Source organism: Pseudomonas sp. FP2254 (assembly GCF_030687695.1).
Lineage (GTDB): Bacteria > Pseudomonadota > Gammaproteobacteria > Pseudomonadales > Pseudomonadaceae > Aquipseudomonas > Aquipseudomonas quebecensis.
Genome location: NZ_CP117444.1, coordinates 416853 through 433160, shown reverse-complemented (window position 1 = coordinate 433160; position 16308 = coordinate 416853). Strand labels below are relative to the sequence as shown.

The 16308-nt window shown below is 62.5% G+C and carries 20 protein-coding genes; 16 read left to right on the top strand and 4 right to left on the bottom strand.

Features of this window, described 5'->3' with window-relative positions:
• The first annotated feature begins 2 nt into the window (after positions 1-2).
• Positions 3-623: a TetR/AcrR family transcriptional regulator gene (locus tag PSH94_RS01885; protein WP_181080334.1), complete on the top strand. Its 621-nt coding sequence runs from the start codon at positions 3-5 to the stop codon at positions 621-623.
• Positions 624-635: 12 nt separating this feature from the next.
• On the opposite strand, the gene PSH94_RS01880 is transcribed toward PSH94_RS01885, so the two are convergent.
• Entirely contained in the window at positions 636-1298 is a 663-nt protein-coding gene (locus PSH94_RS01880) for a response regulator transcription factor (protein ID WP_181080343.1), read from the bottom strand.
• Positions 1299-1697: 399 nt separating this feature from the next.
• Between PSH94_RS01880 and PSH94_RS01875 the strand changes: the two genes are divergently transcribed.
• The 6 genes from PSH94_RS01875 (at position 1698) to PSH94_RS01850 (ending at position 8163) form a co-directional block, all read left to right on the top strand.
• Complete coding sequence (locus tag PSH94_RS01875) at positions 1698-2276, top strand: fimbrial protein (RefSeq protein ID WP_305436264.1); 579 nt, start codon at positions 1698-1700, stop codon at positions 2274-2276.
• A gap of 61 nt (positions 2277-2337) precedes the next feature.
• Positions 2338-3099 carry a molecular chaperone gene (locus PSH94_RS01870; RefSeq protein WP_305436262.1) on the top strand — a complete coding sequence of 254 codons (762 nt, stop codon included), beginning with the start codon at positions 2338-2340 and terminating at the stop codon, positions 3097-3099.
• 7 nt (positions 3100-3106) lie between these two features.
• Entirely contained in the window at positions 3107-3874 is a 768-nt protein-coding gene (locus PSH94_RS01865; protein ID WP_305436260.1) for a molecular chaperone, read from the top strand.
• Positions 3875-4018: 144 nt separating this feature from the next.
• The gene (locus PSH94_RS01860; RefSeq protein ID WP_305436259.1) at positions 4019-6631 is read left to right on the top strand and encodes a fimbria/pilus outer membrane usher protein; all 2613 of its coding nucleotides are present in this window, start codon (positions 4019-4021) and stop codon (positions 6629-6631) included.
• 38 nt (positions 6632-6669) lie between these two features.
• Positions 6670-7617 (top strand): fimbrial protein, encoded by a 948-nt coding sequence (locus tag PSH94_RS01855; RefSeq protein WP_181080329.1) that lies wholly within the window; start codon positions 6670-6672, stop codon positions 7615-7617.
• 51 nt (positions 7618-7668) lie between these two features.
• Complete coding sequence (locus PSH94_RS01850) at positions 7669-8163, top strand: fimbrial protein (protein WP_219855352.1); 495 nt, start codon at positions 7669-7671, stop codon at positions 8161-8163.
• A gap of 57 nt (positions 8164-8220) precedes the next feature.
• On the opposite strand, the gene PSH94_RS01845 is transcribed toward PSH94_RS01850, so the two are convergent.
• From PSH94_RS01845 to PSH94_RS01835, 3 genes are all read right to left on the bottom strand, one after another.
• Positions 8221-9105, bottom strand: a complete 885-nt coding sequence (locus PSH94_RS01845; protein WP_285427699.1) for a phasin family protein — start codon at positions 9103-9105, stop codon at positions 8221-8223.
• A 12-nt stretch (positions 9106-9117) separates the two neighbouring features.
• Positions 9118-9540, bottom strand: coding sequence for a phasin family protein (locus PSH94_RS01840; protein ID WP_253510041.1), 423 nt, complete (start codon positions 9538-9540; stop codon positions 9118-9120).
• A 104-nt stretch (positions 9541-9644) separates the two neighbouring features.
• Positions 9645-9920 carry a polyhydroxyalkanoic acid system family protein gene (locus PSH94_RS01835; RefSeq protein WP_181080326.1) on the bottom strand — a complete coding sequence of 92 codons (276 nt, stop codon included), beginning with the start codon at positions 9918-9920 and terminating at the stop codon, positions 9645-9647.
• Positions 9921-10078: 158 nt separating this feature from the next.
• On the opposite strand from PSH94_RS01835, the gene ubiE reads away from it, so the two are divergent.
• The 9 genes from ubiE to PSH94_RS01790 are packed head-to-tail and all read left to right on the top strand — an operon-like array spanning position 10079 to position 16048.
• The gene (ubiE, locus tag PSH94_RS01830) at positions 10079-10849 is read left to right on the top strand and encodes a bifunctional demethylmenaquinone methyltransferase/2-methoxy-6-polyprenyl-1,4-benzoquinol methylase UbiE (protein ID WP_034095486.1); all 771 of its coding nucleotides are present in this window, start codon (positions 10079-10081) and stop codon (positions 10847-10849) included.
• Positions 10849-11472, top strand: a complete 624-nt coding sequence (locus PSH94_RS01825; RefSeq protein WP_181080325.1) for an SCP2 domain-containing protein — start codon at positions 10849-10851, stop codon at positions 11470-11472. The genes ubiE and PSH94_RS01825 overlap by 1 nt, the downstream gene beginning before the upstream one ends.
• The gene (gene ubiB / locus PSH94_RS01820; protein WP_253510037.1) at positions 11469-13073 is read left to right on the top strand and encodes a ubiquinone biosynthesis regulatory protein kinase UbiB; all 1605 of its coding nucleotides are present in this window, start codon (positions 11469-11471) and stop codon (positions 13071-13073) included. Before PSH94_RS01825 ends, ubiB begins: the two co-directional genes overlap by 4 nt.
• A gap of 41 nt (positions 13074-13114) precedes the next feature.
• Positions 13115-13507, top strand: coding sequence for a phosphoribosyl-AMP cyclohydrolase (gene hisI, locus PSH94_RS01815; RefSeq protein WP_305436254.1), 393 nt, complete (start codon positions 13115-13117; stop codon positions 13505-13507).
• Positions 13508-13509: 2 nt separating this feature from the next.
• Complete coding sequence (locus PSH94_RS01810) at positions 13510-13842, top strand: phosphoribosyl-ATP diphosphatase (RefSeq protein WP_027605032.1); 333 nt, start codon at positions 13510-13512, stop codon at positions 13840-13842.
• 26 nt (positions 13843-13868) lie between these two features.
• Positions 13869-14147 carry a twin-arginine translocase TatA/TatE family subunit gene (locus PSH94_RS01805; protein ID WP_017738835.1) on the top strand — a complete coding sequence of 93 codons (279 nt, stop codon included), beginning with the start codon at positions 13869-13871 and terminating at the stop codon, positions 14145-14147.
• Between the two features lie 10 nt (positions 14148-14157).
• Positions 14158-14556, top strand: a complete 399-nt coding sequence (tatB, locus tag PSH94_RS01800; protein WP_181080322.1) for a Sec-independent protein translocase protein TatB — start codon at positions 14158-14160, stop codon at positions 14554-14556.
• On the top strand, positions 14553-15344 hold the full coding sequence (gene tatC, locus PSH94_RS01795) for a twin-arginine translocase subunit TatC (RefSeq protein WP_181080321.1): 792 nt from the start codon (positions 14553-14555) through the stop codon (positions 15342-15344). Before tatB ends, tatC begins: the two co-directional genes overlap by 4 nt.
• Entirely contained in the window at positions 15341-16048 is a 708-nt protein-coding gene (locus PSH94_RS01790; RefSeq protein WP_181080320.1) for a 16S rRNA (uracil(1498)-N(3))-methyltransferase, read from the top strand. The genes tatC and PSH94_RS01790 overlap by 4 nt, the downstream gene beginning before the upstream one ends.
• Positions 16049-16308 lie beyond the last annotated feature (260 nt).

Sequence of the window (16308 nt, the reverse complement as noted above, 5' to 3'; positions counted from 1 at the left end):
GGATGAAGACCCGCGATCGAATTCTTGAATGCGCTCTGCAACTGTTCAACCACAAGGGCGAACCCAACGTGTCGACCATGGAGGTGGCCAATGAAATGGGGATCAGCCCCGGCAACCTCTATTACCACTTCCACGGCAAGGAGCCGTTGGTACTGGGGTTGTTCGAACGTTTTCAAAATGAACTGGCGCCGCTGCTCGACCCACCGGCGGATGCGCAGCTGGAGCCTCAGGATTACTGGCTGTTCCTGCACCTGATCATCGAACGCATGGCCCATTACCGGTTCCTGTTCCAGGACCTGTCGAACCTGGCCGGGCGCCTGCCGAAGCTGGCCAAGGGCATTCGCAATCTGCTCACGGCGCTCAAGCGCACACTGGCGTCACTGCTGGCACGCTTGAAGGCGGGCGGGCAATTGGTCAGCGATACGCAGGCACTCGGGCAACTGGTGGAACAGATCACCCTGACGTTACTGTTTTCCCTGGACTACCAACGCATTCTCGACCGCGAAGGGGAAGTGCGCGTGGTGGTGTACCAAATCATGATGCTGGTGGCGCCGCATCTGCTGGCGCCGGCGCGGCACGCCACCGAGCGCCTGGCACTGCGTTATCTGGATGATCGGATTTAAGCGTTGGGGTGGCTATCCAGGTTCACCGAACTGGTGAGAAAACTTGAACAGCTCACTGTCGCTGCTTATCCCCAGTTTTCGATAAGCCGATTGTTTTTGTGTGCTGATGGTACTTGCACTGCGTGAGAACTTTGCGGCAATTGAACTGACGGACATGCCATCCAGAAAACAGCGCAATACTTCCTGCTCTTTGGGCGTAAGACCGTTATTCAAACGACCCGACGCGCAAAAGTCCGCATTCGCTCTCTTGTTCGCCACTTCCAACACCGACTGCATGCCCTGCAGTTCGGGCACCATACACGGCTGCAAGTAAAGTCGGCCCTGTGCGACGGTGCGTACAGCCGTGGTCAACTCAGCCAGGTTCTGAGTTTTACCGAGAATCCCCCAGCAACCGGCCTTCAACGACAGCGCCACCGTCGCGGGCGTGTAGTGCGAACACACAATCAACGGCCGGCACTGACTGAAGCGCCGATTGAGCGCCTGGAGCAGGTTCAGGCCGTCGATTTCCGAGGGTGCCAGGATAAAATCCATCACCACCACGTCCGCAGGCTGCCGGGCGAGCGCTTCGAGCAATTGCCTGCCTGTCCCGAAGGAACCGATCACCTTGATGTCGGCGGCTTGGCTCAGGCCCCACTCGATGCCCTGCCGCACCATTTCATGGTCATCAAGCAACATGACCGTATAAGGAGTGGAATCTGCTGCAGGCATAAAGGCACCCACCCAAGTTAATGCAACGCTGCACGCACCATCATCGGTTATTACCTGCTCGGTATAGCCCAGCGATATCTACGCTTCAATACAAGCCGACAATTAATACCCACTTGCCCTACAGAACTTCCCGACAGAAAAGACTTAACGAAACTTCATACACACCCAACAGTGATTTTAGAAAGTTCAAGTAAAACAGTACGCTTTCGAACATTTTCGAACTGAAACTCGTCACTCTTCTATAGAGACAATTAACTTCTAGATACAAATTAGTGATCCCGCCAATCGCGAACAACTAGACACGCATCTCGGATGCAGCGTCATCACCCGCGACCGGGAACACTCTCCATCAGCCTTGGAATTACCATGAACGTTAATGCTCTCTGCACTGCAACCGCTGCGCTGGTCTTGTCCGTTGCCGCGTCACAAGCCACATACGCCAACGACGGTGTTATCAACTTCAGCGGCCTGGTCACCGATGTGACCTGCACCGTGGAAGGCGCGGCACCGGGCTCGGGTGCCGTGGTCAAGGACGTCAACCTGGGAGGCGTCTCGGCCTCGCGTCTGGCCACCGCCGGCAGCCGCGCCAACCTCACGGGCTTCACGATTCGCATAGGCGCACCCGGCGAAGGCAGTTGCACCAACGGACGCACCGCGATGGTGGCCTTCGACCCTACCAGCGCAGCCATCGATGTGGCCACCGGCCGCTTGAACATCGACGGTTTTGACGACCCTTCCGACACCACTCACGCCAAGAACGTCCAAGTGGAAGTCACCAACCGCGACGGCTCGCCGATCAATGTCTACACCGAAAAGTCCGCCGGCGTGGTGATTGTCGACAACCAGGCCGTCATCCCGCTGGCCGCGCAGCTGTATGCCACCGGAGCCGCTTCCGAGGGCACGGTCAGTACGCGGGTCGGCTTCACGGTCGAGTACGCCGAGTGAGGCTCGTGGGGGCTGCACCCAAGGTGTCGGGGGCCCCCCTGATTCGGGGAGCGTTCAAACGATGAAGACATGGGTCTGTTTCACACTTGCCGCCTGTGCCCTGGCGGCCTCCACCGGCCACGCCGGCGTGATCGTGCATGGCACGCGTGTGGTTTACCCTGCCGACAGGGCGGAAGTCGTGGTTCGCCTGGAAAACCGCGGTAACCGACCCGCCCTGGTGCAGACCTGGGTGGACACGGGCGACCGTCAGTCCACCCCGGCCACAGCCAGGACGCCCTTCGCCCTGTCGCCGCCGATCTTTCGCATCGAGCCCCAGCAACAACAGGCCTTGCGCCTGCGCTACGTCGGCGAGCCATTGGCGGCCGACCGGGAGCGGCTGTTCTGGCTCAACGTGTTGGAAGTACCGCCGCGCTCGGCGGATGCGGGGCAAAACAATCAGCTGGAACTGTCCTTCCGCACCCGCTTGCGCGTGTTCCTGCGCCCGCACGCCCTGCCCTACCCCGTCGCCGCTGCGGCCGCCAGGCTGCAATGGAAACTGGTCGAGCATTCCCAAGGGTTCGCGCTGCAGGCCACCAACCCTACGCCGTACCATGTTTCCCTGGCCAAGGTGACCTTGCTCAGCGCCGGCCGACGTTTTGAAAAAGCCCCGAACCAGGCAGCCAATGACAGCCTGTTACTGCCGGCCGGTGACGTCAAACGGTTCGCACTGCCGCTGCTGCGCCATCGTCCCTGCGGCTCAGCCACGGTCGAATTCACCACGGTCAGCGACTTCGGCGCGCGAGTGCCGCACTCGACCGACCTTGCCCTCTCCTGCGCCGGGTGACTGAGCCATGAACGCGACGTCGATTTTCCACGCACCGACCCTACTTGTACTGCTGGTGTCAGTGCTGTCGAGTGTGGCTTCGGCGCGGGCGAGCGTGGTGATCAACAGCACGCGCATCGTCTACCCCCAGAACGATAAGGAGGTCACGGTAAGGCTCGAGAGCAAGAACCAGGCCCCCGTATTGATCCAGGCCTGGCTGGACGACGGCGACGAAAACGCCACGCCGGACCTCACCGCCGTTCCCTTCATTGCCACCCCGCCCATCTTTCGCATGGACCCGGGCAAGCAACAGGTGCTACGGCTGGCCTACACCGGCGATCTGCAGCCCGGCGCCCAGGAGCGTCTGTTCTGGCTCAACCTGCTGGAGGTGCCGTCGCAGCCGGCGGACGCACCACGCAGCAACCAGCTGCAACTGGCCTTTCGTTCGCGGATCAAGCTGTTCCTGCGCCCACCGAACCTGGCGTACGCGGTCGAAGCGGCGCCCGCCAAGCTGCAATGGCGCTACGTGCAGACCGCTCAGGGCCAGGTGCTGGAAGCCTATAACCCGAGCCCGTATCACGTGACGTTCGAACACATCGAACTGCGTGGCGCCGACCAACGCCCGGCCTATGCGGTCGTGGCATACGGCGCCGGCACCATGGTGGCGCCCGGTGCACGCAGCCGCTTCGCTCTGCCGGGGTTCAACCCGCCGCCCGCGGCTGCGGCGGCCGTCGCGTTCCAGACGCTCGACGACTTCGGGGTCAAGGTTTCACACCAGGCGAAGGTCGCGCCATGACCGCCCTGGCGCCACGCCATCCGCCGTAGCGTCGTCGCCGACGCTATTGGATCGATCACACACCTTCGGCTGATGCCCTTTTATGCGGGCAGGGATTTCCCATGCCGGCATTCGCACCGCCCCCGCTTTTTGGAAACGCTAGACATGAGTTCGCACACGCCGGCCAGACCCGGCACTTGGTCCCTGGCCCACCATCGGTTGAAACTGGCCGCCCGCTCTTTGTTGCTGCTTGCCGGCGCCGACGTGCTGCAGGCCCACGGTGCCGAGTACGTCGAGTTCAACCCGGCGTTTTTTACCGACAGCGCGGCGGGCCAGTCGGTGGATGTGTCCAGGTTCAGCCAGGGCAACGTTGTACTGCCCGGCAGCTACCGCGCCGACGTGCATCTGAATGGCCAATGGATGGGACGAGAAACCCTGGTGTTCGCCGCGCTCGACGGTCGCGATAACGCCCAGCTGTGCCTTTCGCGCGAGGCGCTGCTGCGATTGGGCGTCGACATGGACAATGTCCAGCAGCACGCCATCGAAGCAGGCACCACCGCCATCGCACCGTTTGCCGCTTGCGCCGACATCGCAACCTACCTGCCCGGCGCCCGCAGCCTGTACGACTCGGGTGAAAACCGCCTGGACCTGCACATTCCGCAGATCTACCTGCCACGCACGGCGCGCGGCTATGTGGACCCTCGGCACTGGGACAGCGGCGTGGACGCCGCCTTTGTGCGCTACAACGCCGATACATTTTCCACCAGGACCAACGACCGCTCCCTGGCCTCCCACTACCTGGGCCTGAACACCGGACTCAATCTGGGCGACTGGCACTGGCGCCACGACGGCAGTTACAGCCACTCCCAGGCCGCTTCCGGGTATCAGAGCAGCGCCACCTATGTGCAACGCGAAGTGAGCCCGCTGCGCGCGCAACTGCTGACGGGTGAGATCTACACCCCCGGCGAGCTGTTCGACAGTGTTCGCCTGCGCGGTGCCAGCCTGTTCAGCGATGATCGGATGCTGCCCGACTCCCAGACCGGTTTTGCGCCGGTGGTGCGTGGCGTCGCCCTCACCAATGCGCGGGTCAGCGTGCGCCAGCGCGGCGTGCTGCTCGATGAAGTGTCGGTGGCCCCCGGGCCGTTTGTGCTCAACGATCTGTTTCCCACCGGCTACGGCGGCGATCTTACGGTAACGGTGACCGAGGCCGACGGACGCAAGCGTGAATTCATCGTGCCGTTCGCCGCCAACGCCAACCTGCTGCGCCCCGGCCACCAGCGCTATGCGCTGAGCGTCGGCCAACTGGATGAGGTGGGCCTGCGCCATCCGCCCAAGCTGCTGCAGGCCACCTATCAGCGTGGCCTGAGCAACCTGCTCACCGGTTACGCCGGCGCGGTGCTGGGCGAGGACTATCGCTCGCAATTGCTGGGCGCAGCCTTCAATACCCCCCTGGGCGCGTTGTCGCTGGACCTGACTCACTCCGATGCCAGTCTGCCCGGCCACGGCACTCGCCAGGGGCAAAGCGTGCAGCTTCGCTACAGCAAGAACTTCACCGAGACCGGCACTCATTTCGCGCTCGGTGCCTATCGATACTCCACCGAGGGTTTCCTGAGCGTGCGCGATTCGGCGCGCCTACGTGACCTGGCCATCGACGCCGGCAACCTCGATAACGTGTCGCGCCTGCGTGACCGCATGGACCTCAGCCTTAACCAGAGCCTGGGCAACGGCTCGGTGTACTTCACCGGGTCGTCGCAGAATTACTGGAACCGCACCCAGGGCAACCTGACCTTCACCGCCGGTTACAGCGCCAATTGGCGCGGGCTGCACTGCACCCTCAGCGCCCAACGAACCCGCGATCTGCTGACGGAAAAGGTCGACAAACAAATCGACCTTACCTTCAGCCTGCCCCTGGGCCACGGCGCGCGCTCGCCAACCCTGACCACCACCGCGTACCACGGCAGCCAAAGCAGCGGCGAACTTGTCAGCCTGGGCGGCAGCCTCGGTGAGCGCAGTGAGTTGACCTACGGCCTGGGTGCCAGCCGCGCACGCGGCAGCACCCAGGCCACCCATGCGGACGTGAAGTACCAGACGCCCTACAGCGCGCTGTCCGCCGGGGTTGGCCAGAGCAACGCTTACCGCACCACCTCGCTGGGCATGACAGGCGGCCTGGTCGCCCACGCCGGCGGCGTGACCTTCGCCCCGGAGCTGGGCGACACCCTCGGCATTGTGCAGGCGCCGGATGCGCGAGGCGCGCGCATCAATGGCAACCACAGTGGCCAGATCGGCGGGAACGGCTATGCCGTGGTACCCCATCTCACGCCCTATCGACAGAACGTCGTCGAGCTGGACCCCAAGGATTTGTCGGTGGACGTCGAACTCAAGACCGCCGCGCAAAACGTGGCGCCGCGCGCGGGCGCGGTGGTCAGGCTGCACTTTGAGACGGTCAGCGGCCAGGCGCTGTTGATCACAGCTCTGCGCGAAGACGGCAGCGCGCTGCCGTTCGGCTCGGACGTGTTCGATGAGCAGGGCGCCAGCGTCGGGATTGTCGCCCAGGGTGGCAAAGCCTTTGTGCGCGTGGCACAGCCCCAGGGGTGGTTGAGCGTCAAGTGGGGCACCCAGGCCCATGCCAGCTGCCGATTGGCGTATGCCCTCGGCACCAGGGGCGACAGCGACAGCGCCAGGCGTTTGCGCCACGTGAACGCCGGCACGTGCCGGGGCAGCCCCGCCATTGCCGTACAACTGAAGCCGACCCGCCACCCACGGCCTGCGTCCCTATGACCGGCCAAGGTTCACCCCTGTTTTTTGGGAGATCAAAGATGAAGCGCGTCCTCACTGGCCTGTCGATACTGCTGGGGCTGGGCCTGGCCCTCGGCGCCCGGGCCGATTGCGTAAGCTACCCCAACTCCACGCACACGCTCACCCTTCCGGCAACAATCACCGTGCCCAACAGTCTGGCGGTGGGAGGCGTCATAACCCGCGCGCATTTCAGCGGCACGGCACCGGGCCAGCTCATTCGTTGCCCCTCACACACGTGGCGGACCGTCATCGGGCGTTATCCACAGGTTACCGATCCGAGCACCGGCGCCTATCACACCGAGGTGCAAGGGGTGGGCATCCGCATCACCATTACCGATGCCCGAGGCGTGACTAATGCCTACGGACTGTTCAGCCAAAGCACCGTGATGCCGCCCGGCTCGTACTACACCCTCACCCGTGCAGAGGCGACGTTCTACAAAATCGGGCCAGTCACCACCGGGGTCGTGCCCAGCGGCGATATTTTCCTGGATCGCTGGGGCAGCGGGCCCAACGGTTTTTTGCTGCGGCTGGGCAACTCGGTGCGCTTTGTCCGTCCCGTTGCAACGTGCGATCTGTCCGTCGGCGACGTGGACCGAACGATTGCCCTGGCGCCGGTAAAAGTCAGCGACTTTCAGAGCGCCACCAGCGCCGGTGCGCGCAACTTTGAGTTAACCGCCAATTGCAGCGATGCCGCACAGGTCACCTTTCGCTTCACCGGCAGTCCGGCACCAGGCAATGACCGACTGTTTGCCAACACCGGGACTGCCGGCGGAATCGCGCTGCGCCTGTATTCACGGCTTAACGGCGGCACCCAGGACATCCTTGCCAATGGCACCGACAGCAGTCGCACAGTGGCCGTATCCGCCAATCGCGCCGTACTGCCGCTCGGCGCGGCCTATCACAAGAACGGCACGGTCAGCCAAGGCTCCCTCGCCAGCACCGCCACCGTGACCCTGACGTACAACTGAGGCCTGGAGAACGATTTGATAAGCATCCGAAACCTTGCGCTCCGGCTGGCAATGACTGCCTGCCTGGCGACAACCGCGGCTCAGGCCGCCACCACCGGCACCTTGCGTTTCAGCGGCCAGGTCGACGCCGGCACCTGCGACCTCGATGCCGGCGACGTCAATCGCAGCATCACCCTGCCGACCATCAAAATTTCAGACTTCGACCAGGCCGCCTATGCCGGAACGTTGGATTTTGAGCTGTCCGCCGATTGCGAATCGGATATCAGCAGCGTGACGTTCCTGTTCACCGGCACACCCGCGGGCGGGGACGCCTCGCTGTTCGCCAACACCGGCACCTCAGGCGGCACGGCGCTGTGGCTGGCCCATCGGGCGCCAGCCTTTTCGATCATTCCGGCCAACGGCACCCCGACGCAACGCAGCCGCACGGTGGCGACCAGCAACAGGAAGGCCGTACTGCCGCTGACGGCCGCCTACCATAAAACCGGCGCAATACTGACCCAGGGTACGTTGGCCAGCACCGTGACCGTGTCGATCACTTACCACTGAGCGCGCAAAAAAATGCCCGACCTTTGCAGGCCGGGCATTTTTCAGGTCCTGGAAAAATCAGGACTGACTGGAAGGCGTCGCACTGGACGGCGTTGCAGTCGGGGTGGTCGCGGCAGGCGTCGGCGCGGACACCGAGTTGGCGCTGGAAGGTGACGCTGCCGGGGCGGCTGCCTTGCTGGTCGCAGGCTTTTTGGCGGCGGCGGGTTTCTTCGTCGCGGCAGGTTTGGCCGCAGGCTTTGCGCTGGCCGGCTTGGCGGCGGCGGTTTTGGCCGCAGGCTTCGCTGCTGGCTTGGCCGCAGGTTTTGCCGCGGCTTTGGCGGCGGGCTTGGCCGCTGCTTTAGCCGCTGCCGGCTTAGTGGCGGCCTTGGCGGCCGGTTTCGCTGCAGCGGTTTTGGCCGCAGGCTTGGCAGTCGCAGCCGGTTTGGCTGCCGCTTTGGCCGGCGCCTTGGCGGCGGCTTTCACCAACGGCTTGGCGGCGGTTTTTGCGGCCGGCTTGGCAGCCGCCGTTTTAGCCGCAGGTTTGGCAGCGGCGGCTTTTACCGGGGCCACTTTGGCGCCGGTGAGTTTTTCGATCTGCTTGGTCAGGGTGTCGACCTTGCTGTGCAGCGTCTTGAGTTCAGCTTTACTGGGCACGCCCAGGCGTGAAATGGCACTGTTGAGACGCTTGTCGAATGTTTCTTCCAACTTGCCCCAGGTATCGGAAATGCTTGTCTTGGCTGAACCCGCGCTTGCCTTGGCCGCGTCGACTTTCTTGCCGACCGTGGTTTTGGTCAACTTCTCGGCTTTCTCGCCATCCTTGACCAATGTCTCGAAGTACTTGCCGCCATCACTGCTGACCTTCGAGTACACGCCTAAACCAGCAAGCCAGATCTTACGGGAGTATTTTTCAACTTCCCCGATCCACGAGCTGCCTTCTTTCTGAGTATTCTTTTTAACAGCCATCCCGTTGTCTCCTTAGTGTTTACGCGCGACACGTTCGAGCAATGCCGTCAGCTCTTCGAGCTTAGCAGAGAGTGTCTCAACGTCATGTTTAGACGCAATGCCGATTCGATTCAAGGCACTTGCAACACGAGTATCAAAAGCCTTTTCAACTTTATCCAGCTGAACTTCTACCAGACCTTTGACCGACGAGACATTACTCTTTACTTGATCAATCTGACTGTTGGCCGCATCAAGTTGTTCAACTGCAACTTTTTTGCCTTTGCTTTCAATATGTTGTCCGCTCTTAACGAGTTCCTTGAAGTATTCGCCGCCCTCGCTGCCGACCTTGGCGTAGGCCCCCAGGCCGGCCAGCCAGATCTTGCGGGCATAGCTTCTGACATCACTCAGGGCGCTGGACGGGGCGTCGATTTTTTTCTTCAGGATAACTTTGGCCATGGTGCACCTCACGCAGGATTGGGTGGAGGAACGGCCCGCAGGAGTTGCGGGCTTGGGCACAAAGTAGGAGCAAAAATTAGAATCGGCACCCTAACGGCAACTGGTCAGGCCAACGCCTTGTCCAGGGCTTTTTCGATTTCGGCCTTGAGAGTGCCGCTCATGGCCGACATCAACAGGCCCAGTTCCACATCGATACGCAGTGAATCGTCTTCAACGGCTACCGTGCCCTTAACCCCGGAGCGCTTGAGGTTCAGGGTATCGCCGGACCAGGAGGAGTCCACGCCATATTGTTCCTTGAGTTTACTGGCCAACTTGTCGGCCTTTGCCCGCGCCCCTTCTTTACCCAGGGAGTGTGCACGCTCAACGGTGATACGGGCCATTGCGATGATTCCTCTTGCAGAGACTTGAAAAACAGCGACTTGCACCCTGTGAATGCGGCAAAACGCCTCGGTGGCCGCCTATCTTACCTGCAGCCTTGCCAAGACAAAGCAGGCCTTGGGGATTATCATGTGCCGCATTCTCTTTTGGTGACAGCGATATGACTGATCAGCGCAAAGGCAGCGATGCCGAACCCACCACTCACTTCGGCTTCAAGAACGTCCCGGAAAGCCAGAAAGCGGAAAAAGTCGCTGAGGTGTTCCACTCGGTAGCCGCCAAGTACGACCTGATGAACGATGTGCTCTCCGGTGGCATGCACCGCCTGTGGAAGCGCTTCACCATCGAGTTGTCGGGCGTACGCCCCGGCAATCGCGTGCTGGACATCGCCGGCGGCACCGGCGACCTGGCCGCCAAGTTTTCCAAGCTCGTCGGCCCGACCGGCCAGGTGGTATTGGCGGACATCAACGGCTCGATGCTCAAGGTAGGCCGCGACCGCCTGCTCGACAAGGGCGTGGCCGGCAATATCGAATTCGTCCAGGCCGACGCTGAAAAGCTGCCGTTCCCCGACAACCACTTCGACTGCGTGACCATCGCCTTCGGCCTGCGCAACGTGACCCACAAGGAAGACGCGATCCGCTCGATGCTGCGCGTGCTCAAGCCCGGTGGCCGCTTGTTGGTGCTGGAGTTCTCCAAGCCGACCAACGCGCTGATGTCCAAGGTCTACGACACCTACTCCTTCGCCTTCATGCCGTTGATGGGCAAGCTGATCACCAATGACGCCGAGAGCTACCGCTACCTGGCCGAATCGATCCGCATGCACCCTGACCAGGAAACCCTGAAGTCGATGATGGTAGAGGCCGGCTTCGACCGCGTGACCTACCACAACATGACCTCGGGCATCGTCGCCCTGCATCGCGGTATCAAGCCCTGATGCTGCTCAAGGGCCTTCTCGCCAGCGTCGAACACGGCCTCAACCGTGTACTGCGCCTGGACAGCACCGCTCTGGCGCGGCTTGCGCACTTGAACGGCAAGGTCATCGCCGTGGACTGCAGCAGCCCTGCCCTGCAGCTGTTTATCCTGCCCAGCGACGAAGGCCTGATGCTGGCGACCCAATGGGCCGCCGACGCCGACTGCACCCTGCGCGCGCCGGCATCGAGCCTGTTGCACCTGGCGCTGAGCCGCAACAAGACCGCCATCCTGCACAGCACCGAAGTGGAGCTGGAAGGTGACAGCGCGGTGCTGATGGATCTGGCCGCCGTGCTGCAGGATCTGGAACTGGATTGGGAATACGAGCTCTCGCGCTGGATCGGCCCCGTCGCCACCCAGTTGATCAGTGGCCACCTGCGCAGCCGCGCACGTTGGTACCAGCAAGGGTTCGCCAGTCTTAACCAGAATCTCGCCGAATACCTGAGCGAAGAATCGCGCACCCTGGTCGGGCAACGGGAAGCGCAAGCGCGCTTTCGCGAACTCGACAAGGCCAAAATCGACCTGGAACGCCTTGAGGCCCGCTTCGAGCGCCTGAGCCGTTCCCTTGATCCAAGCGATAACGCATGAAGCTGCTCGCCGTCCGCCGTTTGTTTCGTATCCAGCGCGTCGTAATCCGCTACCGCCTCGATGACCTGCTGTTCGCCCTGCCGCTGCCGTGGTTCCTGCTGGCGGTGCGTTATGTGCTGCCGTGGCGCTGGTTCCCGCGCAGACGCCTGGCGCTCAGCCGTGGCGCGCGCCTGCGCCTGGCGTTGCAGGACCTGGGGCCGATCTTTATCAAGTTCGGGCAGATCCTCTCCACTCGTCGCGACCTGTTGCCCGAAGACATCGCCGACGAACTGATGCTGCTGCAGGACCGCGTGCCGCCGTTCGATTCCCAGCAATCGATGAAGCTGATCGAAGAGCAACTGGGCCGCAAGATCAGCGAAGTGTTCAGCCGCTTCGACGTCGAGCCGCTGGCCTCGGCCTCGGTGGCGCAGGTACACGCGGCGCAGCTCAAGACCGGCGAAGAAGTGGTGGTCAAGGTGATTCGCCCCGGCCTCAAGCCGATCATCGGCCAGGACCTGGCATGGCTGTTCATCCTCGCCCGCGCCGCCGAGCGTTTCAGCGCCGACGCACGCCTGCTGCACCCGGTGGATGTGGTCGCGGACTACGAAAAAACCATCTACGACGAGCTCGACCTGCTGCGCGAGGCCGCCAATGCCAGCCAGTTGCGCCGCAACTTCGAAGGCTCGCAGTTGCTGTACGTGCCGCAGGTGTACTGGGACTGGTGTCGCCCGAAAGTGCTGGTGATGGAGCGCATCTATGGCGTGCAGGTCACTGACCTGGCCACCCTGGCCGACCAGCGCACCGACATGAAAATGCTCGCCGAGCGCGGCGTGGAAATCTTCTTCACCCAAGTGTTCCGCGACAGTTTTTTCCACGCCGACATGCATCCGGGCAACATTTTCGTCAGCACCGTCAACCCGTGGAGCCCGCAGTACATCGCGATCGACTGCGGCATCGTCGGCAGCCTCACGCCGGAAGACCAGGATTACCTGGCGCGCAACCTGTTCGCCTTCTTCAAGCGCGATTACCGCCGCGTGGCGCAATTGCACATCGATTCGGGCTGGGTACCGGCGGAGACCAAGCTCAACGAGTTCGAAGCGGCGATCCGCACTGTGTGCGAGCCGATCTTTGAAAAACCGTTAAAAGATATTTCATTTGGCCAGGTACTGATGCGCCTGTTCCAGACCGCGCGGCGCTTCAATATGGAAGTGCAGCCGCAGTTGGTCCTGCTGCAAAAGACCCTGCTCAACATCGAAGGCCTGGGTCGCCAGCTGTACCCGGACCTCGATTTGTGGGCGACGGCGCAGCCCTTCCTGGAACGCTGGATGCGCGAGCGGGTCAGCCCGAAGACCCTGCTGGGCAACCTGCACAGCCAGTTCGAACAACTGCCGCACCTGGCCAATATGACCCGCGACCTGCTCGAACGCATGTCCCAGCCCCATGCCAAAGACCCCGCGCCACCCTGGCGCCAGCGCCGGGACGACTGGTTCCTGCGCCTGCTGGGTGCGGCCCACCTGGTGGGTGGCGTGATGCTGGCGATCGGCGGCACGCCGACCCAATTGGGCCACTGGCCAGCCGGCATCATGGTCGCGGTGGGTGTTTATCTGATCGTGCGTCGATAACCCATCCGGTTATACACTGTCGCAAATTGCCGGAGCCGAACATGAAAGACTGGCTGGACGAAATCAAATGGGACAGTGACGGCCTGGTGCCGGCGATTGCCCAGGACTACAAGACCGGGCGCGTGCTGATGATGGCCTGGATGAACCGCGAGGCCCTGAGCCTTACTGCCACCGAGCAGCGCGCCATCTACTGGTCACGTTCGCGTGGCAGACTGTGGCGCAAGGGCGAAGAGTCCGGGCATGTGCAGACCCTGCACGAGCTGCGTCTGGATTGCGATGCGGATGTCGTTATCCTGAAAGTCGAGCAGATCGGCGGCATTGCCTGCCACACCGGCCGTCACAGCTGTTTCTATCGCGTGTTCGAGGACGGCGAATGGAAAGTGGTCGAACCGGTGCTTAAAGACCCGCACGCCATTTACTCCGCAGGACACTGAACATGAGCGATACCCTGAACCGTGTGGCCCAGGTGCTGGAGGACCGCAAAGGTGCGGACGCCGACAGCTCCTACGTCGCCAGCCTGTACCACAAGGGCTTGAACAAGATCCTGGAGAAGCTCGGCGAAGAATCGATCGAGACCATCATTGCCGCCAAGGACGCCCAGATCAGTGGCGACTGCAGCGATGTGATCTACGAGACCGCCGACCTGTGGTTCCACAGCCTGGTCATGCTCGCCCAACTGGGGCAGCATCCGCAGGCCGTGCTGGATGAACTGGACCGTCGCTTCGGCCTGTCCGGGCATGCCGAAAAGGCCTCGCGCCCGTCCGCTTGAATAACGTTTATTAGAGGATTTGCAGCATGGGCATTTTTGACTGGAAACACTGGATCGTCATTCTGGTGGTGGTGGTGCTGGTGTTCGGCACCAAGAAACTGAAAAACCTCGGCACCGACGTGGGCGAGTCGATCAAGGGCTTTCGCAAGGCCATGAACGACGATGAGAAGCCTGCCGACCCTGCCGCCAACCCGGTGCCACCAGCCCAGCCTGTGCACCCTCAGGCCGCCCAGCCGATCACCGAGCGTCGCACCTTCGACGTGCAGGCCGAAAAAGTCGAAGAGCCGACCCGCAAAGACTCGTGAGCACTGACTAATGTTTGGTATCAGCTTCTCTGAACTGCTCCTCGTCGGCCTCGTCGCCTTGCTGGTGCTGGGGCCGGAACGCCTGCCCGGCGCGGCACGCACGGCCGGCCTGTGGATCGGGCGCCTGAAACGCAGTTTCAACGCCATCAAACAGGAAGTTGAACGGGAAATCGGCGCCGACGAAATTCGCCGGCAACTGCACAACGAACACATCCTGTCGTTGGAGCAGGAGGCGCGCAAGATCCTGTCGCCCGTGCAGGAGCCGGACAAACCGGCAGCGCCTGTGATTGAACACAGCATTGCACCGGCACCCGCCATCGAGGCCGCGCCGACCCCGCCGGAGCCAGCACCGGCGCCGACCGCGTCGCCGGCTCCCCATGACCCTACATTGCCGCCGCGAGCCCCATGAGCGCTGATAAACCGGAAAACGACCAGCACATGCCGCTGGTCTCGCACCTCACCGAGCTGCGTACCCGCCTGCTGCGTTGCGTAGCGGCCATCTTCATTATCTTTGCCGGGCTGTTTGCCTTTACCCAGCAGATCTATACGTTCGTCTCCACGCCCCTGCGCCAGTACCTGCCGGCCGGCGCGACGATGATCGCCACCGATGTGTCATCGCCGTTTCTCACGCCGTTGAAGCTGACGATGATGGTCTCGCTGTTCCTGGCGATCCCGGTGATCCTGCATCAGATCTGGGGCTTTATCGCACCGGGCCTGTACAAGCATGAGAAGCGCATCGCGGTGCCGCTGCTGGTGTCGAGCATCCTGCTGTTCTACACCGGCATGGCGTTCGCCTACTTCCTGGTGTTCCCGTTGATCTTCAAATTCTTCGCCGCCGCCACCCCGGCCGGCGTGGAGATGATGACCGATATCACCAGCTACCTCGACTTTGTGATGACGCTGTTCTTCGCCTTTGGCGTGGCCTTCGAAATCCCGGTGGCGGTGGTGCTGCTGGTGTGGATCGGCGTGGTCGACGTTAAATACCTGAAGAAGATCCGCCCTTACGTGATCATCGGCTGCTTCGTGGTCGGCATGATCCTGACCCCGCCGGACATCTTTTCCCAGACCCTGCTGGCCGTGCCGATGTGGATGCTGTTCGAGATCGGCATTCTGTTCAGCGGGCTGATCAGCAAGCGCAGCGACCACCCGGATGACCAACCCGCCGACGACGACCAGCCGCCAGCGACGCAACCGTGAACCTGCTGCTGCTGGAAGACGCCGACTTTATCGCGGCCGACCGGGTGATCCTGCGCGATCGGCGCCTGGTGCATATGCAGGATGTCCATCGTGCAACGGTGGGCGATAACCTGCGCGTCGGGCGCATCGGTGGGCTGATGGGCAACGCGCAACTGCTGCGCCTTGACGCCACGGAGGCTGAGTTGCAGGTCAGCTTCGACCTGCCGCCCCCGGACAAACTGCCGCTGACCCTGCTGCTGGCCCTGCCACGCCCCAAGATGCTGCGTCGGGTGCTGCAGACCGTGGCGTCCATGGGTGTGCCCAAGGTGGTGCTGGTCAATAGCTACCGGGTGGAGAAAAGTTTCTGGCAGACCCCGTTCCTGGCGCCCGAGGCGATTCGCGAGCAACTGGTCCTGGGCCTGGAGCAGGCGCGGGACACAGTGCTGCCTGAAATCATCATCGAGAAGCGCTTCAAACCATTCGTCGAAGACCGCCTGCCGGCCATGACTGACGGCACACTGGGCCTGATCGGCCATCCCGGGGATTACCCGGCGTGCCCGCGCGCACTGGATGAGCCGGTCACACTGGCGATCGGCCCGGAAGGCGGCTGGATCCCCTACGAGGTGGAGCTGCTGACCAAGGCCGGCTTGCAGCCGGTGCAATTGGGCGCGCGTATCCTGCGCGTCGAAACGGCCGTCACCGCCCTGCTCGCCCGCCTCTTCTAACACTACCTGCCCCTCCCACATTTTTTCAGTTAACACTGAGCACGCAGTGGAACCAAAGGCTCCAATAACCCTGCGGTGTGCAGGCTTGCCCTGTGGTGAGCAGGCTTGCCCTGTGGTGAGCAGGCTTGCCCTGTGGTGAGCAGGCTTGCCCTGCGCTGGGCCGCGAAGCGGCCCCCCTTCCAGGCGACGCGGTTCCACCTGACACGCCGAAGTGCCTGGGTTGAGGAGGACAGCGTCGCTACAGAATTGCGCAGACAGGC